15 protein-coding genes are annotated in these 23,363 nt (G+C 43.6%); all 15 read left to right on the forward strand.

Annotation, left to right across the window (positions count from 1 at the left end):
• Positions 1-29: 29 nt before the first annotated feature.
• The 15 genes from ZOBGAL_RS16235 (at position 30) to ZOBGAL_RS16305 (ending at position 23,223) form a co-directional block, all read left to right on the forward strand.
• Entirely contained in the window at positions 30-788 is a 759-nt protein-coding gene (locus tag ZOBGAL_RS16235; protein WP_158499742.1) for a DUF6250 domain-containing protein, read from the forward strand.
• Positions 785-1,993, forward strand: coding sequence for a DUF4861 domain-containing protein (locus ZOBGAL_RS16240; RefSeq protein ID WP_013994785.1), 1,209 nt, complete (start codon positions 785-787; stop codon positions 1,991-1,993). Before ZOBGAL_RS16235 ends, ZOBGAL_RS16240 begins: the two co-directional genes overlap by 4 nt.
• Positions 1,994-1,998: 5 nt before the next feature.
• Entirely contained in the window at positions 1,999-3,312 is a 1,314-nt protein-coding gene (locus ZOBGAL_RS16245) for a sugar porter family MFS transporter (RefSeq protein WP_013994786.1), read from the forward strand.
• A gap of 19 nt (positions 3,313-3,331) precedes the next feature.
• Positions 3,332-4,162 (forward strand): 5-dehydro-4-deoxy-D-glucuronate isomerase, encoded by an 831-nt coding sequence (gene kduI / locus ZOBGAL_RS16250; RefSeq protein WP_013994787.1) that lies wholly within the window; start codon positions 3,332-3,334, stop codon positions 4,160-4,162.
• Between the two features lie 32 nt (positions 4,163-4,194).
• Positions 4,195-4,959 (forward strand): SDR family NAD(P)-dependent oxidoreductase, encoded by a 765-nt coding sequence (locus ZOBGAL_RS16255; protein WP_173427292.1) that lies wholly within the window; start codon positions 4,195-4,197, stop codon positions 4,957-4,959.
• Positions 4,960-4,992: 33 nt separating this feature from the next.
• Positions 4,993-6,474 (forward strand): sulfatase-like hydrolase/transferase, encoded by a 1,482-nt coding sequence (locus ZOBGAL_RS16260; RefSeq protein ID WP_013994789.1) that lies wholly within the window; start codon positions 4,993-4,995, stop codon positions 6,472-6,474.
• A 39-nt stretch (positions 6,475-6,513) separates the two neighbouring features.
• Entirely contained in the window at positions 6,514-8,154 is a 1,641-nt protein-coding gene (locus ZOBGAL_RS16265; RefSeq protein ID WP_046288005.1) for a glycoside hydrolase family 172 protein, read from the forward strand.
• 161 nt (positions 8,155-8,315) lie between these two features.
• Positions 8,316-9,185 (forward strand): AraC family transcriptional regulator, encoded by an 870-nt coding sequence (locus ZOBGAL_RS16270; protein ID WP_013994791.1) that lies wholly within the window; start codon positions 8,316-8,318, stop codon positions 9,183-9,185.
• Positions 9,186-9,706: 521 nt separating this feature from the next.
• A complete protein-coding gene (locus tag ZOBGAL_RS16275; protein ID WP_013994792.1) occupies positions 9,707-11,515 on the forward strand; it encodes an alpha-L-fucosidase in 1,809 nt (602 codons plus the stop codon).
• A gap of 88 nt (positions 11,516-11,603) precedes the next feature.
• Entirely contained in the window at positions 11,604-13,199 is a 1,596-nt protein-coding gene (locus ZOBGAL_RS16280; RefSeq protein ID WP_046288006.1) for a sulfatase family protein, read from the forward strand.
• 38 nt (positions 13,200-13,237) lie between these two features.
• Positions 13,238-14,647, forward strand: a complete 1,410-nt coding sequence (locus ZOBGAL_RS16285; protein WP_013994794.1) for a sulfatase-like hydrolase/transferase — start codon at positions 13,238-13,240, stop codon at positions 14,645-14,647.
• 368 nt (positions 14,648-15,015) lie between these two features.
• Complete coding sequence (locus ZOBGAL_RS16290) at positions 15,016-18,159, forward strand: SusC/RagA family TonB-linked outer membrane protein (RefSeq protein ID WP_013994795.1); 3,144 nt, start codon at positions 15,016-15,018, stop codon at positions 18,157-18,159.
• Positions 18,160-18,175: 16 nt separating this feature from the next.
• Positions 18,176-19,681 carry a RagB/SusD family nutrient uptake outer membrane protein gene (locus ZOBGAL_RS16295; RefSeq protein ID WP_013994796.1) on the forward strand — a complete coding sequence of 502 codons (1,506 nt, stop codon included), beginning with the start codon at positions 18,176-18,178 and terminating at the stop codon, positions 19,679-19,681.
• Positions 19,682-19,758: 77 nt separating this feature from the next.
• Positions 19,759-21,600 (forward strand): arylsulfatase, encoded by a 1,842-nt coding sequence (locus tag ZOBGAL_RS16300; protein WP_197541276.1) that lies wholly within the window; start codon positions 19,759-19,761, stop codon positions 21,598-21,600.
• A 204-nt stretch (positions 21,601-21,804) separates the two neighbouring features.
• A complete protein-coding gene (locus ZOBGAL_RS16305; RefSeq protein WP_158499743.1) occupies positions 21,805-23,223 on the forward strand; it encodes an alpha-L-fucosidase in 1,419 nt (472 codons plus the stop codon).
• The last annotated feature ends 140 nt before the right edge of the window (positions 23,224-23,363 follow it).

Below are 23,363 nucleotides of genomic sequence, written 5' to 3' on the forward strand. Positions count from 1 at the left end.
TAACATTTATGAAGAAGATACAAAAGTATATGAGTAGAAGAATAACGAAGAAAATACAATTGACCTTATTATTGGTTTTGTCAATTTCGATTAAGGCCATGGGCCAAGATGAGCGCGTTGTGATCAATGATACACTAAGCGCAAACGCCAGTTTGATTTTTTTGGATTCTTTTCAACTAGGGCTGGGAAACTGGCAAGTGGAGCAGATGCCGAAAGGAAGGGTCGAGCAAAAAAACGAAAAAATGGAAATCACCGATGTTTCCGGATGTACCGTTTGGCTCACCAAGAAGCTCGAAGGTCCGATTATGATTACCTATGATGCCTATGTTATCGATGAAGGCGGCCCGCAAGACCGCGTATCCGATTTAAACTGTTTTTGGATGGCAAAGGATATGGACAATCCTGAAGACCTTTTTGCCAATTCAGAAAATAGGGGCGGAAAGTTCTCTAATTACGATAGCCTCCGCTTGTATTACATGGGTGTTGGTGGACACGATAATTCAAAAACTCGTTTTCGGAGATATACAGGAAACGGGGAGCGTCCCTTGCTACCGGAACATGATTTGTCGGAAAAGAAATACCTGATAAAACCCAACAAGCTTACCCAGATCAAGATTGTTGCCTATAACGGAATTATTCAATATTACCGAGACGGGAAACGGATTATTGATTTCTATGACCCTAAGCCTTATACCTCGGGGCATTTTGGACTTAGAACGGTTAACAATCATATGACCATAGATAATTTTAAGGTCTTCAGTTTAGAAAATAAAAAAATAGAACAATGAAAATAAATCTAACCCATCCTTTAAACTTTACCTATCTAACAATTGTTTGTTTGATGGTATCTTGCGAACCTACGCCTAAGACCGAAACGATTTCGGTTATGGTTAAAAATGACCTTAACTTTTCCAGAAATGAAGTTGTGGGCGCAGACATTAACGACTTGGGCGCACTATTAAATAATAATAAGGAAGGTGATATCCGAGTAAAGAAAGTAGGCAATGAAGAATACCTCCGCACCCAATGGATCGATTATGACCAAGACGGCGCGAACGACGAACTACTTTTTCAGGCCGAAGTTCCGGCCAACGGGAGTTCGGAATTCATCATTCTAGTAGATAGCACTAAAACGGTACCCGAAAGCGATGTCATAGCCTATTCCCGTCTCGTACCAGAAAGAACCGACGACTATACATGGGAGAACGACAAAGTGGCCTTTAGGACCTACGGGCCTACGGGCGAAAAAGAGGCTTTGGAAGGCGTACCCGGCAGCACCCTTTCAAGCGGTATCGACCTATGGTTAAAACGAACCGATAAGTCAATAATCAACAAGTGGTACAAGGCCCATTTGACCGAACCGGGCTACTACCATATAGACCATGGCGAAGGCTATGACCCTTATCACGTAGGCGCTAGCCGGGGTACCGGGGGTATCGGTATCTGGGAAAACGACAGCCTTCTTGTTTCCAATAATTTTACGGCTTCAAGAACATTGGCGGCAGGTCCTTTGCGTACGGTATTTGAATTGGATTACGCCCCGTGGAGTGCATACGGAGTAAAAGAGACAAAAAGGATAACCCTCGATTTGGGCTCCAATTTTTCCAAGTTCGATATACGTCTTTCTTCCGAAAGGGAAGTGCCCAATTATACCATAGGGATCACCTTGCACAAAAACGAGGGTGAAGGGGCGATATATAAGGAAGAAGGCTGGTTCCGTCATTGGGAAACCATCGATGGTTCAAAAGTGGGCGAAGGGGTCGTTATAGCTCCTGAAATAGTCAAAAATGCGATACTCCACAAGTCCGAAGTCACAGATCAAAGTAATCTGTTGATCATTACCGAACCTCAAGAGGAATTGAGCTACTATGCTGGTTTTGCATGGGAAAAAAGCGGACAGGTAGCTTCTGTGGAAGATTGGGAGGACCTCTTAAAAAAACAAGTGCAGATAATGGCAAGTCCACTATCCCTATCCATTGAACAACCTAAATAAACCCAATGAAAACCAAACTATTATTTACTTCATTTGTAGTCGCTTTGGCTGGATTTTTATTCGGCTTCGACACCGTGGTGATTTCTGGCGCCGACCAACAATTGCAAGCTTTGTGGGGAACCTCGGACCTCTTTCACGGAACCTTCATCATGTCAATGGCCTTATGGGGTACCGTATTGGGGGCTATTTTTGCATCTATCCCTTGTGATAAAATAGGGAGAAAGAATACCCTTTTATGGATAGGGGTATTATACTTTGTATCGGCCTTGGGTTCGGGTCTCGCAGATGATCCTTATTTGTTTTCCTTCTTCCGTTTTCTCGGGGGGCTAGGGGTAGGGGCATCGACCGTTGCCGCACCGACCTATGTATCTGAAATTGCACCGGCCAAAAGTCGTGGTAGATTGGTGGCCTTGTACCAGTTCAATATCGTCTTCGGTATTTTAATTGCTTTTGTCTCCAACTACCTGTTGAAGGATTTCGGTTCGGAACCTTGGCGTTGGATGATCGGTATAGAGGCCCTCCCTGCATTGGTCTATACGGTGGCCATGGTAGGCGTACCTAAAAGTCCACGATGGTTGTTAGAGAAAAAAAACGATTTGGAAGGGGCCAAAAGAATTCAATTGGAACTCACCGGAACCGAATTGGACGAGTTGGTCATCGCTCAATTGGAAGAGGAACAGACCGAGAAATCGGCCTTGTTTGTCAAAAAATACAAGTTTCCCCTAATGTTGGCCTTTTTGATTGCTTTCTTCAATCAATTGTCGGGAATCAATGCCTTTCTCTACTATGCCCCACGAATTTTCAGTTCTGCCGGCCTAGGGGAAAATACGGCCCTGCTGAGTAGTGTAGGTATCGGTGTTACCAATTTGGTGTTTACCCTATTAGGGCTTTACTTGATCGATAAAGTGGGACGTAAGGTGCTCATGTACATTGGTTCGGTAGGATATATTATTTCACTGACCATGGTAGGCTTGGCCTTTATTCTTGAGTGGGAGGGCCTAATGGTTCCTATTTTCCTATTCCTGTTCATAGCATCACATGCCATTGGTCAAGGTGCGGTCATCTGGGTCTTTATCTCAGAGATATTCCCTACCAATTTAAGGGCGCAAGGCCAGTCCTTCGGTAGCTCCACCCATTGGGTATTGGCCGCATTGATCACGCTTTTTATGCCCATAGCCATGGGCGGTTTATCCAACCCGGGTCTAGTCTTCTTCTTTTTCAGCGGAATGATGGTACTGCAGTTGCTGTTCGTCATCTTTATGATGCCTGAAACCAAAGGAAAAACCTTGGAAGAACTTCAAAAAATGATAACAAAATAATTAAATCTAAAATTATAACATGGAAGTTAAGTACGCTGTGCATCCCGATGATGCCAAATTATACGACACACAGAGAATACGGAAAGAGTTTCATAGCTCTGACCTTATGGGCGAAGACGCCATAAAAATGATCTATACACATTATGATCGTTTTATCTATGGCACCGCTTTTCCAAAATCAAAAGGCCTTTCATTGCCAACTTACGACGAGTTGAAAGCCGATTATTTCTTAGAGCGAAGGGAATTGGGAATAATCAATGTTGGGGGCAAGGGTACCGTAACCGTAGATGGTGAAGTATTTGAACTTGCAAACCTCGAAGCCCTATACGTAGGCAAAGGCTCTAAAGAAGTTACTTTTGCCAGTGCGGATGGTTCCGACGCTGCAAAATTCTATTTGAATTCCGCTCCGGCGCATAAGGAATACCCCACTAAAAAAGCGACGCAATCCGATGCCAATATTGTAGAGTTGGGCGCTGTGGAAACCAGTAACGAGAGAACCTTGTACCAGTACATTCACGAAGACGGCATTCAAAGTTGCCAGTTGGTCATGGGGTATACCGAACTGAAAAAAGGTAGCGTTTGGAATACCTTTCCACCGCACACCCATGAGCGTAGGATGGAAGTCTATTTTTATTTTGATATTCCAGGAGACAATATTGTTATGCACTATATGGGACAGCCTCAAGAAACGCGGCACATTGCCATGAAAAACTATGAGGCCGTAGTATCCCCGCCATGGTCGATTCACTCGGGTTCAGGTACCAGTAACTACAGGTTTATCTGGGGAATGGCCGGTGAGAACAAGGCTTTTACCGATATGGACGGCGAACCGCTACAGAGCGTACTTTAAGATTTTAATAAATACTAGTAAGAAGGGATATGATATTGAATAAGTTCGATTTAAAAGGAAAAACGGCTTTAGTAACGGGTTGCAAACGCGGTATCGGTTTTGCCATGGCCGAGGCCTTGGCCGAAGCAGGTGCGGACATCATTGGCGTTTCCGCCACCTTAGAACTTTCGGGTTCGAAAATAGAGAAGCGGATCACCGAATTGAATAAAAGCTTTAAGGCCTACCAATGTGATTTTAGCGATCGAAAATCTTTGTACACTTTTATCGAAAAGGTAAAAAATGAAAATCCTACGATAGATATCTTGGTAAACAATGCGGGTACCATTTTAAGACAGCCGGCTGCCGAGCATACAGATGAGTATTGGGACAAGGTCATTGAAGTGAACCAAAATGCCCAGTTTATCCTGTCTAGGGAAATAGGCAAGGAAATGGTCAAGAGAGGAAGCGGGAAGATCATCTTCACAGCTTCTTTATTGACTTTCCAAGGAGGAATTACCGTACCGGGATACGCCGCTTCAAAAGGGGCTATTGGCCAATTGACCATGGCCTTGTCGAACGAATGGGCCTCCAAAGGGGTACAGGTAAATGCCATTGCTCCAGGATATATTTCTACGGACAATACAGAAGCCTTACGTAAAGATGCCGATAGAAGTGCCTCTATTTTACAACGGATACCAGCCGGAAGATGGGGCGAACCGGAAGATTTCAAAGGGCCGATCGTTTTCTTGGCCTCGGAAGCTTCAAATTATATGACGGGCACCGTAATGTTGGTTGACGGTGGCTGGATGGGTAGATAATAGAGGAACAATATTTTTTAAATAGAGTACAAGATGAAAATTTATAACAGGGGGTTCTTATGGGCTTTTTCAGTGATGATGGTTTTAGCATCCTGCAAAAGCGAGGAGAAAAAAACGGAAATTAAAAAACGACCGAACTTTCTTTTTGTTTTGGTGGATGACCAATCGCCTTATGACTTACAGGTGTACGATCCAAAGTCCATATTGGAAACCCCTGTTATTTCAAAATTGGCATCGGAGGGTACGGTTATAGAAACCGCCCACCACATGGGCTCGATGAACGGTGCGGTATGCACACCCTCCAGACATATGATAATGACGGGACGTACCCTTTGGCATTTGCCACCTAGTGCGGAATTTCAAAAAAATACGGCTCCTCATGAATTGGACGAACAGACCATAGGGGCTATATTCAATAGGGCCGGCTATAACACTATGAGAACCTGTAAAAAAGGAAATTCATATCCTGGGGCCAATAAACAATTTACGGTAGTGCATGATGCCACAAAAAGAGGGGGCACGGAAGAAACCGGAAGCGCTTGGCACTCCAAACAGGTTTTAGAGTATTTGGGGGATCGGGAGAAAACGAAGGAGGAAGATCCCTTTTTCATTTATTTTGGATTTTCCCATCCACATGATACCCGAGATGGTACGCCAGAGTTGTTGGCAAAGTACGGGGCGGTCAACCATACCGATAAGAATAGTCTTCCTCCCGCGAATGATAAGCAACCGCCGCTTCAGGACAATTATTTGGAAGCACATCCTTTTTTCCACGGACATCCGGAACTTCGTGATGAAGAACGCGTAAGTGGGGTTTGGAAGAATAGGGACGAGCAGACCGTTAGAAATGAATTGGGCAGGGAATATGCCTGTTCCGAAAATATCGATATCCAGCTGGGCAAGGTCCTCAAAAAGTTGGAAGCCATGGGCGAATTGGACAATACCTATATTGTTTATACTTCGGATCATGGAATGTCTATAGGAAGACACGGACTTATGGGCAAGCAAAACCTATACGAACATACATGGCGGGTACCTATGATCATAAAAGGGCCCGGACTCCCATCGGGTAAGCGTACGAAGGGGAATGTCTATTTGTTGGATGTTTTACCTACCTTATGTGACCTGGCGGGAATTGAAATTCCTGAAACCGTAGAAGGAAGAAGCTTTAAGCCTGTTTTACAAGGTGAAAAAGAAACGGTTAGGGATGTGTTGTACGGTGTATACTGCGGAGGAACAAAACCCGGTATGCGTACCGTAAAGAAAGATGATTGGAAACTGATCAAGTACGATGTAATGGACGGAGCGGTACGGGAAACACAACTGTTTAACCTAGCCGAAAATCCGAATGAGTATTTAAAAGAACACCAAAAGGAAGGCGAAATGCTGACCAATTTGGCGGATAATCCTAAATATGCCGATAAGCTGGCGGAAATGGAAGCCTTGTTGCTGGCGGAAATGGAAGCCCACGAAGACCCGTATCGATTATGGGACCAACCCGGCAAGACCAAGTAACCCACTTTTAGAAAAATGGTAACGGCAGTTTTAAAAAATATGAAATCAACTCAAGCGATCCTGAGCCTAGTGTTTACGGTATCGGTATTTACGGCCTTTGCCCAAACCGAAGATAAAGTTTCCATTGCATCTTTATTGAATGATATGGTCGATCGAGATGCTATAGCCCGCTTTCCAAAAACCAATTTTAGGTTAGAACAGGAAAGCAGCTATAACAGGGCCTCTAAAACTCCTGCGGATTCTGTAGGTTGGTTCACGAACAAGGATTTTAACAGCAGTGAAAAAGATCACAATTTTATTAGAATAGAAGAGAAAAACGGGAAAAAGGAATGGGTGTTGATGGATTATGAAGGACCCGGGGCCATTGTGCGTACCTGGATGCCCTTTTTGAGTCCGGATAAACCTGATACGGATATACAGATCAAAATATATTTAGATGGAAACCCTGAGCCTGTTTTACAAGGGAATATGTTGGGTTTGCTTGATGGAACCGGACTAATTCCATATCCCTTGGCCCATCAATCCTTACGGTCGGCAGTATCTTTTTTTCCGATTCCATTTGCGAAAGGTTGCAAAATCACTACAGATTCAAGACCGTTCTTTTACCAGTTTACCTATAGGGCCTACCGTGAAGGCACACAGGTAGAGACTTTTACAAAGGCAGGTTTTGATAAGGCCATGCCCACAGCTCAAAAGGTAGGTAAATTATTGTTGGATCCTGAAAACCATCATAAAGGAAAACAGGTGGTATTAAAATCGAAACTAGGTTCTAAAGAAGGGAAATCGGTAAAACTCCCCATAGGGAATGCCGCGATCAGGGTGCTTAGTGTAAAATTAAAGGATTATAAAAACCCGGAAGTAATGCGCTCTGTGGTCTTAAAAATAGAGTTTGATGGAGAACAGACGGTTTGGTCTCCCATAGGGGATTTTTTTGGAAGTGGTATAGGGTTAAACCCTTTTCAGGGCTGGTATAGAACGGTAAGTGAAGATGGTACAATGACTTGCAGATGGGTTATGCCTTATCAAAAATCAGGAAAAATATCCGTGGTTAATTTTGGGGATGTCCCTATAGACCTGGTTTTAAAAGCCACCGTTGGCACATGGGAATGGGATGACCAAAGTATGTATTTCAACGCGGCGTGGCGAGGGCAATATCCCGTACCGACCCGTCCGTTTTCCGACTGGAACTACGTTACGCTTAAAGGCCGTGGTGTATATGTGGGGGATGCGCTAACGGTAATGAACCCTGTTGAAAGATGGTGGGGCGAAGGCGATGAAAAAATATGGGTCGATGGAGAGGATTTTCCGTCCATTTTTGGAACGGGAACCGAAGATTATTACGCCTATTCCTGGGGAGGAAGAAGCACCGATTTTTATGAGCACCCCTTTCATGCACAACCCCGAAGTTATGTGTACAATAAGTTGAACCGAAAAAAAACCAAGGAAAAAAACACTTTGGGCTATAGTACCGAAACTAGGACCCGTGCTCTTGATATTATGCCTTTTGAGACTTCATTGAAATTAGATATGGAAGTCTGGAGTTGGACGGATTGTGAAATGGGCTATGGTGTCGGGATGTATTGGTATGGCGATAAACAAACAACATCTAACCGGGCTCCGGACGAAAAGGAGGTTTTAAATGTACCTCCCTTGCCAAAAGGATTTCCTTCAAAACTGTAAAAAGTATATAATTGGTTCAAAAAGTAGCATTTTCTTAGCCTATTTTTTTTCGTTTACTAGGGTACCAAGTAATGCGCATCATAAACTTTTGTGTTTCCGGGAGGCATCGGCGTTTAGGATAAAATGGAAAAAAGAGTGACTTTTTAATTCAATAGTGGTAGATGAAACTTCATTTATTAAATAGGGCATCTGTATCGGACCGGTCATTTTCGGTCAATCATAATCTGTACCCTAATTTCTTGAGGGTTTGGCATTATCATCCTGAGCTTGAACTGGTCGTAATTCTAAAAAGCTCGGGTACACGGTTTATTGGCGACAGTATCGAAAAATTTCAAGAAGGAGAGGTAGTGCTCATTGGCAAGAACGTTCCGCATATGTGGTTGAACGATGAGGTTTATTTTCAGCCCGATAGCGCCTTAGAGGCCGAAGCATTGGCCATTCACTTCACAAGGGATTTTTTGGGAAAGGGGTTTTTCGATATTCCCGAAATGAAACAGATATCGGCCCTTCTGGCCCGGGCGGATAGGGGTGTTAAGTTTAACGGACTGCATGAAGACCTTATAGCTAAAATTATGCGACTTATCGACTTAGACCCCACCACTCGTGTATATAAGATCATTGAAGTACTATCCCATCTGTCTAAGCACGATAACTATCAGTTGCTGTCGAGTGCCAGTTTTGTAAATGCTTTTCAAAAGGCCGATGATTCACGTATGGACAAAATATATGCCTATGTATTCGAGAATTTCAATGATGGGATCAGTGCCAGTGATGTAGCCGAAATGATAGGTATGAACAAATCGGCTTTTAGTAGGTTCTTTATGAAGGCCCATAAAAAGCCTTTTACCCGATATCTGAATGAAATAAAGGTAGGCTATGCTTGTAGGTTGCTTTTGGAAAATAAAGAGAGCATCACCTCCATTGCCTACTTATCCGGGTTTAATAATATCTCCAACTTTAATAGACAGTTTAAGGTTATTCATGGCCTAGCACCTTCCGCGTATTTGAAATATCACTCCTCTAACGACTAGAATTGGTCTTTTTGGGCAAAAAAAGTATTGAATCTGGTATTTTTTTTGGTAGTCGACCACGGCCTAGATGATTAGTTTTAACCGTGTTGAAATATTGATAAAAATTATTCTGATTGTTTGGGTTATTCTGATAGTTTAAGGGTTTAATTGTGTATTTCTTAGTCGTAAGCCATTTATCTTAGATTTTACTCGAAATCAAGCACTAAGCCTATTGTTGCGATTAGGAAGGATGATAAATATATTCTATTTCAAAATCTAAAAAAATCGGGTGGGTCGATGGGTATAGTTCCAATCTGGTCGTAAGGTGTTCTTTAGTGAGGCTTTTGCTTTTTGACCGTGTATTCATCTTGAGTTCCCGATGCCAATAAAACAATTTGAGCAAGCTTCCTGACGAAGCGCTTACTCATAAGGAACACCATCAATTCAGAAGTCAGAACGTATAGCTTGCCTATATGGAAAGTCGATAGTAATCGTCCATAATAGATGCCATAATTAGTCGAATTCAAATTAAAGTCGAGATCATGAAACTTAAGAAGAACAGCGTAAATGTAATATCGATACTCCTGGTCACCTTCCTTTTACAAAGTGGTTCCTTGTTCGGGCAAAAAAAGGAAAAGAATATGGACGAGATGTGGGGGCATCAAAATTCATTGGGAGCAAACGCCCCTGAATCTCGAACGCGCTTATTTGATGACGGTAATTATGCCATGTTCATCCACTGGGGCATCTATTCGAAGATTGCGAATACGTGGAAAGACAGCACCTACTATGGTATTAGTGAATGGATAATGAACCCCAGACGCGCCAATATTCCGGTAGACGAGTATATGGCCGAGGCAAAAAGCTTTGATCCGGTAAATTTTGACGCCATGGCCATTGCCCGGCTCGCCAAGGATGCGGGAATGAAATATATCGTGGTAACCAGCAAACACCACGACGGTTTTGCCATGTACAATTCAAAAAGCAACGACTTCAATATCGTAAAGGCCACGCCTTTTGCCAGAGATCCCATGAAGGAACTGTCAAAGGCCTGCGAGGAACTGGGGCTGGGTTTTGGCTTTTACTATTCGCACAATCAAGATTGGACCTTTCCCGGAGGCAATGGGGGACCCAAGGTGAACGAAAAAGGTAAAGAGGTCGGGTTCGATTACTACTTCAAGAAAAAATGCCTTCCACAGGTCAAGGAAATCGTAACCCAATATGGCGATATCGCCATGGTCTGGTTCGATACGCCCGGCAATATGGAGAAAAAATATGTGGAAGAATTGGTAGAGGTCGTGCGCAAGCACCAACCCAATGCCATGATTTCAGGACGGGCAGGCCATGGTTTGGGCGATTATAAGTCTTTGGGCGATATGAACATCCCCAGAAAAAATATTGGCGGACTTTGGGAAACCGTAGACGTTACCAACGATTCTTGGGGCTATGCTTGGTACGACCAAAATTGGAAAAGTCCAAAGCGGATTTTAAAGAGCATCATTTCTACCGTGGCCCGTGGTGGGACTTACATGTTAAACGTAGGGCCGGCACCGGACGGAACAATTCCAGTAGAGGCCCAAGAGTCGCTTAGGGCTTCGGGGGAATGGATAGGAAAATATCCCCAGGTGGTCTATAAAACAGGGGCTTCGCCATGGGGCCATGCCCTGCCATGGGGCGATGTAACCGTAGCGGAAGATGGCAAATTGAACCTTTGTGTTTACCAATGGCCCTTAGATGGCAAATTATGGCTTCCGGGGTTAAAGAATACGGTCAAGTCTGCCGATCTATGGGTGGATGGGAAAGGTCAAAAACTGGAAACCGAAATTCATGATGGTTGGCTGGCCATTTCTCTACCGGCACGACGAAGCGAAAAATTAATATCGGTTATAGCGCTAGAAATAGAGGGAAGCCCCGAAGTGGCCGTTTCCAATGCCCTAGATCCTGTTTTCTCCACGGTGCTCCCGGTTGACTTTGCTAAAGCGGAGGGATGTGCCATTTCCGAGAAAAGATGGATGGAGAAATTTGGGGAATGGAAGCATATCGAACAGGCCCAAGATTGGAAGGAAGGAAGTAAAGTGACTTGGGAGATAGAGGTGAAAGACCCAGGCTATTATCAAACCGAACTGAATTATGCAGGTGAAGGCCGCTTGGTTTGGAACATTACTTCAGACGAGGGAGTGGTCGTCCAGAACCAGCAGAATTCTTCGGCGGTATATAATTACTACGAAATGGGACTCATAAAGTTTGACAAGGCCGGAAAGCATACCATAACGGTTTCTTTGGTAGATGGGAAAAGGAAGAACGCAAGTCTAAAAGAAATACGATTGACACCGGAAGGAAGTATAGAGTAAGACTCGATTGTACCCTCTTCATACCCTATATTTAAAATGGACAGAGGGTTATAAAGGAAGAATCAAAAAACTCATGAAACGGTCGATAATGAATATATCAAAACACAAAACCTTCGGAATTTTATTGTTGTTGTTTTCAATGATCGCGGGGGCACAAAACATCCAAAAACCCAATATCGTCATAATTTATACCGATGACCAAGGGTATGGGGATGTAAGTGCCCTTAACCCCAATGCTAAATTCAATACGCCCAATATGGATAAATTGGCCAATGAGGGCATCGTTTTTACCGATGGGCATAGCAGTGATGCGGTTTGCTCACCGTCTAGGTACTCGCTCTTAACCGGGCGCTATAGCTGGCGAACTTCCCTGAAAAAAGGAGTCTTGGGGGCCGACGGGCCTTGTTTGATAGAAAATGACAGGATGACCATAGCTTCCCTGCTCCAAGAAAACGGCTATACAACCGCCATGATAGGAAAGTGGCATCTTCAAATGGAATTTGAAGGAAGCCTGGGGAAAGACCGTGATTGGTCAAAGCCTTTTACGGATGGTCCAATAGAGAAGGGATTTGATTATTTCTTCGGTATTCCCGCCTCTATGAATTACGGTATTTTAACGTATTTGGAGAATGATAGGGTCTTGGATCCACCTGTCTTATGGACCAAAAAGAAGGCCGACAAAAGATCTCGGGCATTTAGCGATAGTATTAATCCGAAAGGGTATCGAATGACACCGCCCTATAGAAGCACCCGCATAGAAGGCACAGGGGGATGGGTAGAAGTGGCGCCCTCGTTTAACGATGAATTGGTCTTAAAAACATTTGCTGATAAAGCGGTTGATTATATTGGCGAATCTGCAACGGAGGCCAAAACCGGCAAGCCGTTCTTTTTATACCTGCCATTGACGAGTCCGCATTTACCGCATTGCACGCATCCCGATTTTCAAGGGCGGAGTAACTGTGGCAATTACGGTGATTTTATGGAAGAAACCGATTATAGAATTGGACAAGTTCTTGAAGCATTAAAATCGAATGGAATTGAAGACAATACCCTAGTGATTTTTTCTTCGGATAACGGAGCGGAAACCAACTACGTTTATCAGCGAGAAAAATACGGACACTATAGCAGCCTCAACTTTAAAGGAGGTAAACGAGATATCTATGAAGGAGGCCATCGGGTTCCTTTTCTTATGCGTTGGCCCAACGGAATACAGGCAGGGACAAAATCAGATGTACCCGTTTGCCAGACCGATTACCTGGCTACCATTGCCGATATTCTTGGAGTGGAACTTCCCGATAATGCTGGGGAGGACAGTTATAGTTTATGGCCCATTCTAAAAGGGGAAGACTATGACAGCTCGTTAAGAGGGCCGGTAATCCACCATTCGGTATCGGGCCATTTTGCCATTCGCGACGGAAAATGGAAACTGAATATGTTTCGAGGCTCCGGGGGTTCTTTAGAACCTAGAGCCATTGAACCCAAAGAAGGTGAAGCCATATACGAATTATACAATATGGAAAAAGACCCAGGAGAGACCACAAATCTTTATTTTGATTATCCCGACGTAGTAAAAAGGCTTACCCAGAAAATTAACAAAATCATTGAAGAGGGTAGAACTACACCCGGTAAGCCCCAACCCTATGTAAAAGAAGGGTGGAATATGCCCGATTGGACGAAGTCGTAATTCACCATAGAGCGAATAAAAATAAATAAGACGCAAAAATGAAACTAAGAATACAACTCTTGCTTTTTAGCTCCTTCATATTCTTTTCCTGTGGCGGAAAACAAGAAGCTAAGAAGGAAATAGCGGTTGAACAAGATACCCGACCCAACATCATATTCGTTTTTGCGGATGATTGGGGCTACGGCGACCTGGGTGTTCATGGTAGTACCTTTTGTAAAACCCCCAACCTTGATAAAATGGCTGTGGAGGGCATCGATTTTCAGAATTTCTCTGTGGTAAACCCGGTTTGTTCGCCCAGTAGGGTCGGGGTTATGACGGGCCAGTTTCCGGCGCGCCAAAGTGTACACGGGCATTTCGCATCCGTAGAATCCCATATGCAAAGAGGTATGCCCGACTGGTTAAATCCCCAGGCCCCCTTGCTTCCAAAAATGCTAAAAGAAGCGGGTTATGCCACGGCCCACTTTGGAAAATGGCACCTTTCCAATACCCATGTTGAAGATGCGCCCAGTCCACTGGAATATGGCTATGACGAATATGGGGCGTTTAACCTGCCGAGTAAGCTGCATCAAATGCAGGCCGACTCAACGCTGTATAAAACGATTGATTTTGTAAAACGGAACAAGGAGAAGCCGTTTTTTGTAAACGCTTGGATCCACGCCACACATACCCCGCATTATCCTAAGGAAAAGTATATGCGGCAATTTGCCCATCTAAATGAGCAGCAACAGGTTTATGCGGCTGTGATCGCCGAATATGATGCCCGTATCGGTGAGTTGTTCGAAACTTTGAAAAACTTGGGCTTGGATGAAAATACCTTGGTCGTTTTCTCTTCGGATAACGGACCCGAAATTACAGGGAAAAAGAAAATTATAGAAGACAATTCCACGGGCCCTGGTATGGGCACCTATTATTCCGTAGGTGAAACAGCAGGACTCAAGGGGGAAAAACGGTCTTTGTTCGCAGGCGGGGTGCGTATTCCCTTTCTAGTGCGTTGGCCGGGTAAAACGCCTGCCGGCGTAGTCGATAAAACTACCGAATTGGCTACGGTCGACTTACTGCCTACCTTTTTGGAGTTGGCAAAAACTACCTATCCCGAAAATTATGAGCCTGATGGGGTAAGTATCGTCCCGGCTATTATGGGAAAACCTTTTGAGCGGCAAAAACCGATTTTTTGGGATTGGCGTTTTCCGAATGACCGACCCGATTTTTGGCCAAGTGCAGGGGTGCAAGAGGGAAATTGGAAGTTGCTGGCAAACGAAGAATTAGGAAGGGAGGAGCTTTATGATATTACGTCCGATTGGGCGGAGCAGAAAGATATGTCCGCTGAAAATCCCCAAAAAGTAAAGGAACTAATGCAAAAGTTCAAAACGTTTAAAAAGTCCTTGCCTATAGACCCGCCTTCAACTTGCTTTTCGGAAGTGCGGAGTAGGCTTACTTCTGAAGATTAAGAACGAATCAAGAGTACTCCGGAAAAGGAGCATTTTTTTACGGGAGTCCTTTCTCTTTAAGAATAAACTAGTATAAAATGCAAGGGTTTTTAAGACTGCTCTAATGGAAATACAGGCATTGCAAGTTTAGGTGTAAAAATCATCTATATAAACGATGGATAGGGCTATAATTGCAAAAAAAGTATTGAATCTGGTATTTTTTTGGGTAGTGTGTTGATTTTCATATTCTTAGTTTTGGCTATGTCGTTTTATTGAAATGATATTATTCGGTTTTTATTTATGACGATATGTAGCCTTTGAAGCGTCATTTGTACGGTATATCTAAACTTGAAGGCCCGACTACTCAAACTAATTTAATTACTAGGAAAATGAAAAAACGGAAAACCAAAATCTATCCTTTTCGGATAGCCCACAAGGAGCTTCTTAAGGTCTGCTTCTGTGCATTCCTGATGCCGACATTTCTGCCGGAAGTACATGCGAGTACGATTCCCATAGGTTCAGGACCGAATTTTGAAACGGTACAACAGCAAATTAAAGGTGCTGTATTGGATAATGCGGGAATACCTCTCGCAGGAGTAAATGTGTTGCTTGAGGGAAGTACAACGGGAACACAGACCGATTTTGACGGAAACTACACCATTACGGCGAGTTCCGGCGATGTATTGGTCTTTTCGTATATAGGGATGAAAACGCAATCTATTACGGTTGGGGCCTCAGGCACTATAAATGTAACCATGGAGGAAGACGCCGCCAGCCTTGATGAGGTGGTTGTAATTGGCTACGGTACCCAAAAGAAAAGTGATTTGACCGGGGCCGTTGGTTCTGTGTCGTCAGCGGAATTGCAAGAGCGTCCGGCTGCTTCCCTTACCCAATCCCTATCGGGTAAGATGCCAGGTGTGAGCGTATCCATTAACTCGGGTAGGCCGGGAGGAAAATCCAATATCAGGATTAGGGGAAATTCTTCGGTTAGCCTTTCCAATGATCCTTTGTACGTAGTTGATGGTATTATATTGGTCTCATCGGGATTGGGCAATAACAGCTCTCCCATAGATTACATTAACCCTAACGATATTGCTTCCATTGAAGTTTTAAAAGATGCTTCGGCAACGGCAATTTATGGTTCTCGAGGGGCTAACGGGGTTATTTTGGTCTCTACCAAAAGAGGAAGTCGATCTGGAGGAAAAATCAGTTATGACAGTTACTACAGTATAGGAAACCTTTCTAGAAAAGTAGACGTGCTGAACTCGGAAGAATTTTTAATGATCGAGGAGGTCGCCTATCAGAATGCGGAAAAATACGATGCCGTAGGCTTTGCCAATGGTAAGTATACCGACCCGGCCTTAAAAAGAAACGACCCGAAACTTTTTGATGCCAATGGCAATCCCCTTTACGATACCGATTGGCAAGATGAGGTAACCCGGGCAGCCTTCACCCAGAACCACCAACTGTCATTTACGGGAGGAACCGAGAAAGGTAGTTACGGTGCCTTCCTTGGTTATATGGACGAAGAAGGCATCATGAAAGATTCTTGGCTAAAACGGTATTCCGGTCGATTTGTCTTCGATTCCAATATTAGGGATTGGCTCAAAGTTGGCGGTAGTCTTAGTTATAACAATCAAAAGGAAAGAATTATTCACGCCTCATGGGTCGGTAGAAATATGATTGAAAATATTCCTATCGTACCGGTAAAATATCCAGATGGTAGCTGGGCCAGTAATGCCGATTATCCAGGAATGGAAGGAGGTCCGAACCCGGTTAGGGTAGGAGAGGAGTACAAGAATTTCTTGCGCACCAATACCATATTAGGAAACATATTCGCCAATATTACCTTGGCAAAAGGACTGGATTTTAGAACTTCCATAGGTGTAAATAACGTAGAGCAAAAAACCGATGAATATGCGGGCCGTGAACTAAGTTTTATTGGAACGAATACAAACGGTTACGCAGAAAGATCAGCTAATGAATATACTTCATGGCAATTTGAAAATTACCTGACTTATAACAAGGAAATTGCTGATACCCATTCCATCACCGGTTTGTTGGGGATATCATGGCAACATATAAATAACACGGCATTTAGTGCCCGAGCCGAAAATTTCTCGGATGACTTTTTTAGCTTCGATAATTTAGGCGCGGGATCAGTGGTCGGCAATCCGACTTCAAGTGCTTTCGCCTATGGGCTGAATTCTTATTTCGGACGGATCAATTATGGTCTTCAAAATAAGTATCTCTTGACGGTCACGGGCCGGGTAGATGGATCGTCTAAATTCGGGGATACCAATAAATACGCCTTCTTTCCTTCAGCGGCCTTGGCCTGGAAAGTTTCCGAAGAGAATTTCTTGAAAGAATCTAAAACGATATCCAACCTTAAATTAAGGGCAAGTTATGGGGTTACCGGTAACTCAGAAATACCTGCATACGGAGCATTACCTGGCTTAGGGAACTATGCCTATGTGGTGAATAACTCGGTAGTGAACGGTATTGGTATCGACCGTTTGGCCAATCCTGATTTGAAATGGGAAAAAACAAACCAAGTTGATGCCGGAATCGAAGTTGGCCTGTTTGATGGAAGAATTTCCTTTGAGGCGGATATCTACCGTAAGTTGACCGAAGATATGCTCTTGAATTCACCTGTACCCACCAGTAGTGGTTATGCCTCTGTATTTCGAAATATTGGGAGTATGGAAAATAAGGGGATTGAATTTTCTTTGAGTACTCGGAATATCGCAACCGATAATTTTTCATGGGACACCGATTTCAACATCGCCATGAATAAAAATGAGGTAGTTGCGCTTTCGGGTGGAAGCGATATTTTTTCTAGTCGGACCATCATTCGCGAAGGGGAGGCCGTTGGTTCTTTCTTTGGCCTGGTCAATCTCGGTACATGGGGAAGTGATGAAGCCGAAGAAGCGGCAAAATACTTCAGGCTTCCTGGAGATGTCAAAATAGAGGATAGAAATAATGACGGGGTTATCAACCAAGCCGATAGGACCATTATCGGAAAAGGGATTCCCGATGGTTACGGAAGTTTGATCAACACCTTCCGTTACAAGAATTTTGAACTGTTGGTCGATCTACAGTTTCAGTACGGTAATGATATTATGTACATCACTACCCGTCCACAAGAAAACAGACAGGGTATAGCCAACAGTCTTGCTACGGTATTGGATGCATGGACGCCTGAAAATCAGGATACGGAAATTGCTCAGTGGAGACCTGTATCTGCCGGTTATGATAATTTAGATACCTCCCACATGATCCAAGATGGGTCTTTCATTAGGGGGAGAAACCTGTTGTTGGGCTATAATTTCTCACCGGATATTTCTGAAAAATTAAAGCTGAGCAGGTTGAAGATATACACATCGGCACAAAACTTTTTTGTAAGCACAAAATACGAAGGTTATGATCCAGAAGTGCAAACCACTGATAACACTTTTGGACAAGGAGAGGTAAACTTTGATCAATACCCAAAGCCTCGGGTATTTATGATCGGATTGAACGCAACTTTCTAAACAAAAATAGACAAACATGAAAAATAGTATAAAAAACAGAATTCAAGTAGCGCTGATGGGGCTCTTGCTAGGTACGGGAGTAGGGTGTTCCGACTTTCTTGATGAAACCGACCCTTCCAATATTACCGCTGATAGTTATTTTAAGACTGCGGAGCATGCAGAATCTGCCGTGTATTCTATCTATTCCAATTTGAGGGAAGTACGCGGGGGATCCTACGGAGGTAGTCCTTGGCTCATGTTGGAATTTGCTACAGGTTTGGCCGATAGCGATTTAGGGCAGGCCGATAACAGCAATATCATCCGAAACTTGACCAATACTTCGGATAATGCATATGGCAAGGTATACTGGGACAGCAGCTATAAAGGTATAGCCAATGCCAACTTGGCGATTGCGAACATTCCTGATATTGCTATGGATGAAGGCAAAAAAAATCAAATATTGGGGGAAGCCCGGTTTCTAAGGGCCTATTACTATTATAATCTCGTCCGGATTTTCGGTAGCGTTCCTTTAATTACCGACCCGATCGATCTAAGTTCGGAAAACTTGTATTCCTCCCAAGAAACAGTGGAGAATATTTATGCGGTAATCGTAGAAGATTTGACTACTGCAGAGGCGTCGGGCCTCCCGTTTAACGATGGTACGGGAAAGGTGACCCTTGGGGCGATCAAATCATTATTGTCCAGTGTATACCTGACCATGGCGGGCTACCCCTTGCAAAAGGGAGACGAGTACTATAAAAAAGCCGCGGACAAGGCCAAGGAAGTAATCGATTCGGCCGAATATAGCTTGTTCCCTACCTATGCCGATTTACATGACCCAGAGCAAAACAATATAGGCGAGAACATCTTTATGGTTCAATACGAGGCCTTTGTAGATCCTTCCGATTGGCAACCCTTGGTCATACCGTATAACATGAATATTTCGGCTTACTCGGAACAAACGGGAGCCATTTATGCCAATCAAGATTTTGTGAATTCGTATGACGAGAACGATAAAAGGATTGCGGAAAAGGAATTTTACTACACCACCTATACCTCTAAATTCGATAGGGATGAGACCATAGTCTTGGGAGGCCATTTTCTCTATAAGCATTTTGATATCGTGGCCAATCTTGAAACGGCCAGTAGCGATCTAAATTGGGACCTGATCCGCTATGCCGAGGTGCTGCTAATTTATGCCGAGGCATCGAACGAGGTTTCAGGACCTACCACGGCGGCATATAATGCCGTAAACGAAATTAGGACCAGGGCGGAATTGCCTAATCTGGAAGGACTTAGCAAAGACCAGTTTCGGGAAGCGGTTTGGAAGGAAAAATGGCATGAGCTTAGTTATGAGAACGTTACTTGGTTCGACATGGTCAGGTTAAGAAAGGCGTTTAATGTCTCAACAGGGAGTTTTGAGGATTTTGTTGGGCATCAATTTGCTTACGGCCCAACATTGACGGAACGCGAATTGTTATTTCCCATTCCTACCGATGAACTACGTAACAATGTGAACTTGGTCCAAAATCCGGGCTATTAATGTCCCCTTGTTTCAAATAGTTATGCTGTTAGTACATAGGAATAGAAAATAATTTTTAGATATATAAAGCAATGCAAATGAATTTAAAAATGGTAACCAGCGGTAAGGAGATCGTATGTGGTAACAATCGGAAACTTGCCGTAAAAAGTCTTTCAATGTTTATGGTATGGGTCTGTGCGTCGGCATTTGTCATGCGGGCGCAAAGTACAGCCAAAGAAAAACCGAACGTAATCGTAGTGATTACCGATGACCAGGGTATGGGCGATTTGGGATGTTATGGAAACCCCTATATCAAAACCCCGAATATTGACACCTTTTATAAAGATGCGGTGCGGTTTACCAATTATCACGTATCCACTACCTGCGCGCCTAGTAGAGGGGCCATAATGAGCGGGCGACATACCAATCGACTCAATGTTTTTCATACGATTACAGGGCGTTCCATTCTTTTTGAAGACGAAGTAATACTACCGCAGATTTTTGCCCAAAACGGATATACCAATGGTATGTTCGGTAAGTGGCATTTGGGGGATAATTATCCCTACCGTCCTGAAGACCGAGGGTTTCATGAGGTGGTCCGTCATGGGGGCGGGGGAATTACCCAAGGCCCCGATTATTGGAACAACGACTATTTTGATGATACCTATTGGCACAATGGTAAAACCGAAAAATACAAGGGCTACTGTACCGATGTGTTCTTTTCGGAGGCATTGGACTTCATAGAGACCAACAAGGATAAGCCTTTCTTTTGCTACATCGCTACCAATGCTCCCCATGGGCCTTTGAACGTACCTAAAAAGTACATGGATATGTATAAAGGGGTAGACGGACTGGCAGAGAAGTTTCAACGGTTCTACGGAATGATTACCAATATAGATGACAATTTCAAGCTTCTGGAAGATAAGTTGGAGGCTTTGGATATTGCCGACAACACCATTCTAATTTTTACAACGGACAATGGTACCGCTGGAGGAAATAAGGTTTTTGACGCGGGTTTAAAAGGAGGGAAGGGTAGTGAGTACGAAGGTGGACACCGGGTTCCATTACTTATCCGATGGCCCAATGGAGAACTTACCGGAGGTAAGGATATAGATAAATTGGTCGCACATTACGACCTATTGCCTACGTTCGTAGACCTTTTAGGTTTTGATTTTAATCCGGTGAAGCCCTTGGACGGTACAAGTCTAAAGCCTTTGCTCTACGATCAAGCCGAGGAATGGCCGAATAGGATTTTATATATGGATACCCAACGCTTACAGAACCTCGTAAAATACAGAAAATACTCCGTTATGGACGATAACTGGCGCCTGGTAAACGGAACCGAGCTGTATGATATGAATAAAGACCGTAGCCAGACCACAAATGTATTCGATAGGCATCCCGAAGTGGCGGAAAGATTGGCCGTGGGTTATGAAAAATGGTGGCAGTCCATTATGGATGAAAACGTCAATGAACGTTATGCCTATATTAAAGTGGGCTCGCCCGAAGAAAACCCTAGCCGCATTTCCTCACATGATATGATGACGGGTAAATTCGGACATATGTGGCATCAATACGGTGCAACGAACGCCTCGCAGGCCACGGGAAACTGGAAAATTGAATTCGTAGAAGATGGCGATTACAAAATTAGCCTGTGCCGTTTCCCAAGGGAAAGTGGCTTGGCCATCAACGAAACTTTCCCAGCGGAAAAACAAAGGGTTGAACTAGAAAGGGCTATGCCGGCAAGTACAAAGTCCGATTTTGAAGAGGCCTATATCTACGTAGCCGATTTGGAAAAGACGGCTAAAATTGAAAAGGGCCAGAAAGAAGTGTCCTTTACCGCCAAGGTTTCTGCCGGTAAATACGATATGGAAGCCCAGTTGATCGATAAAGACAAAAGGGTGCACCCGGCCTATTACGTCTATATTGAAAAGCTGTAGCCGATTGAAATTTAAAAAGCATCAATAATAACTGCAAATTTAGGCCCTTGGAACTATGGTTCTAAGGGCTTTCAATGGCATATAGGGCCGAAATACAAGGCAACAAAAATGGTTAAAAAAAAGAACTTCAAAATCGACTTCCCTATGGTAACGCTGGTAAAAGGATGCTGTTTACTTTTTCTTCTTTCGGTAAATTTAACTTTGATGGCACAAGAGGCCCCGGATCCCTATGCGGAAACGGTAGATAAAATTACGAATGAAACACTTTCTCCTATTCCTATAGATTCAGAAACGATTAATGTGCTTTCGGCAGGGAGTGCATTAAAAAGTAAAAACATGCAGCCCAAGGTATTGAATTTTATGTTCCTATGGGTAGAATCAACTGCCGTAGGGGAGCACTCCTTGTCTTGGGAAGTGCGGGCAGCTACATCGGGAGTGTATTCGGTCACTGCGGAAATATTGGGCAAATATGCTACCATAGAGCTCTTGTGTAACGGAGAAAAAAGAAATGTAAAAGTACAGTCGGAAGACTGGAGTAGGCTAGATTTAGGGAGTGTTCAGCTTAAAAAAGGAAGTAACACGATCGAGTTGGCGATCCAGTCAAAAGAAACGATCAAAATTTCAGCCTTGGAGCTGACAAGGCCAAGTGTTGCACAAGGAATAATGGATGAGGCTTTATCCGTAAGGCAAGACCCCGATTGGTTTAAGGATGCCGGATACGGACTTATGTTTCAATGGACCAATAGGGCAATACCTAAAGAAGGGGATAGCATCAAGGATTGGGAGAAAAAAATAAACGATTTTGATGTGCAAGAGTTTGTCGATATGGTCGAGGAAACCGGGGCGGCGTATGTGATTTGGTCGATTACCTGGGGACAGCAGTATATTTCTGCACCCATAGCCTCTTTGGATAAATTGATTGAAGGCCGTACTACAAAACGCGATTTGCTCGGGGAAATGGCCGACCAACTTTATGCCAAAAACATTAAACTGATTTTCTATTACCACTATGGTTATGACTGCTATCATTCCACAGACCCTGAATGGTTAAACCATGCCGGAGGTTATGAAGCGGATAAAAGTCGATTGTATAAAAACGTAAACGACATTATCGCGGAAGTAGGCAATAGGTATGGTGATAAATTGAACGGATGGTTTTTTGACGGGGGGCAACGCTATTACGATTCCCGTTTTGACGGTACCCAGGAAGGCGTGCTGAGCGCGTCGTTTAAAGAAATGAGCCAAGCGGCCAGAAAGGGCAACGAAGAAAGGGTGTTGACCTATAATTCTTGGATTTTACCTAGGGTAACCGAGTATCAAGATTATTATTCGGGGGAAGGACTACAACAGTTTGAAAATTTAGATGAAGGTAGCTTTGTCGATGGTAAGCACAAAGGCCTTATGGCCCACACTTGTTTTCCGCTAGAGGAAAGATGGGGGCATATAGACTTTAATACGCCCATCAAAAAATCAAAATATTCGGTGGAAGAACTTCGTGGCTATGTTAAAAATGCACAACACAACAGATACCCGCTCTCCATTAATTTAGAAATGTATGAAGATGGTTCCGTATCAAGTGAATCGTTGAAGTTGTTAAAAGAACTTCGGAAAGTAGTTCGGTAGTTCAAGTGTAAGGAAATAAGGGGGTAGAGAAAAGCGTAAATGCTTGTAGTAGCTTTTCTTTTAATGCTTTTCCAAATAAAAGTTTCCTTTTTAGTTTGAATGCGGCTTGCTCAAAAGGGTGATTTTAAAGTTTTTAGGAA

This window comes from Zobellia galactanivorans (assembly GCF_000973105.1).
GTDB classification, from domain to species: Bacteria; Bacteroidota; Bacteroidia; order Flavobacteriales; family Flavobacteriaceae; genus Zobellia; species Zobellia galactanivorans.

Coding starts and splice junctions, on each gene's coding strand:
- ZOBGAL_RS16280 (WP_046288006.1), top strand. CDS start 11,604: ATGAATATATCAAAACACAAAACCTTCGGAATTTTATTGTTGTTGTTT.
- kduI (WP_013994787.1), top strand. CDS start 3,332: ATGGAAGTTAAGTACGCTGTGCATCCCGATGATGCCAAATTATACGAC.
- ZOBGAL_RS16295 (WP_013994796.1), top strand. CDS start 18,176: ATGAAAAATAGTATAAAAAACAGAATTCAAGTAGCGCTGATGGGGCTC.
- ZOBGAL_RS16300 (WP_197541276.1), top strand. CDS start 19,759: ATGAATTTAAAAATGGTAACCAGCGGTAAGGAGATCGTATGTGGTAAC.
- ZOBGAL_RS16265 (WP_046288005.1), top strand. CDS start 6,514: ATGAAATCAACTCAAGCGATCCTGAGCCTAGTGTTTACGGTATCGGTA.
- ZOBGAL_RS16305 (WP_158499743.1), top strand. CDS start 21,805: ATGGCACAAGAGGCCCCGGATCCCTATGCGGAAACGGTAGATAAAATT.
- ZOBGAL_RS16290 (WP_013994795.1), top strand. CDS start 15,016: ATGAAAAAACGGAAAACCAAAATCTATCCTTTTCGGATAGCCCACAAG.
- ZOBGAL_RS16270 (WP_013994791.1), top strand. CDS start 8,316: ATGAAACTTCATTTATTAAATAGGGCATCTGTATCGGACCGGTCATTT.
- ZOBGAL_RS16235 (WP_158499742.1), top strand. CDS start 30: ATGAGTAGAAGAATAACGAAGAAAATACAATTGACCTTATTATTGGTT.
- ZOBGAL_RS16240 (WP_013994785.1), top strand. CDS start 785: ATGAAAATAAATCTAACCCATCCTTTAAACTTTACCTATCTAACAATT.
- ZOBGAL_RS16260 (WP_013994789.1), top strand. CDS start 4,993: ATGAAAATTTATAACAGGGGGTTCTTATGGGCTTTTTCAGTGATGATG.
- ZOBGAL_RS16285 (WP_013994794.1), top strand. CDS start 13,238: ATGAAACTAAGAATACAACTCTTGCTTTTTAGCTCCTTCATATTCTTT.
- ZOBGAL_RS16275 (WP_013994792.1), top strand. CDS start 9,707: ATGAAACTTAAGAAGAACAGCGTAAATGTAATATCGATACTCCTGGTC.
- ZOBGAL_RS16245 (WP_013994786.1), top strand. CDS start 1,999: ATGAAAACCAAACTATTATTTACTTCATTTGTAGTCGCTTTGGCTGGA.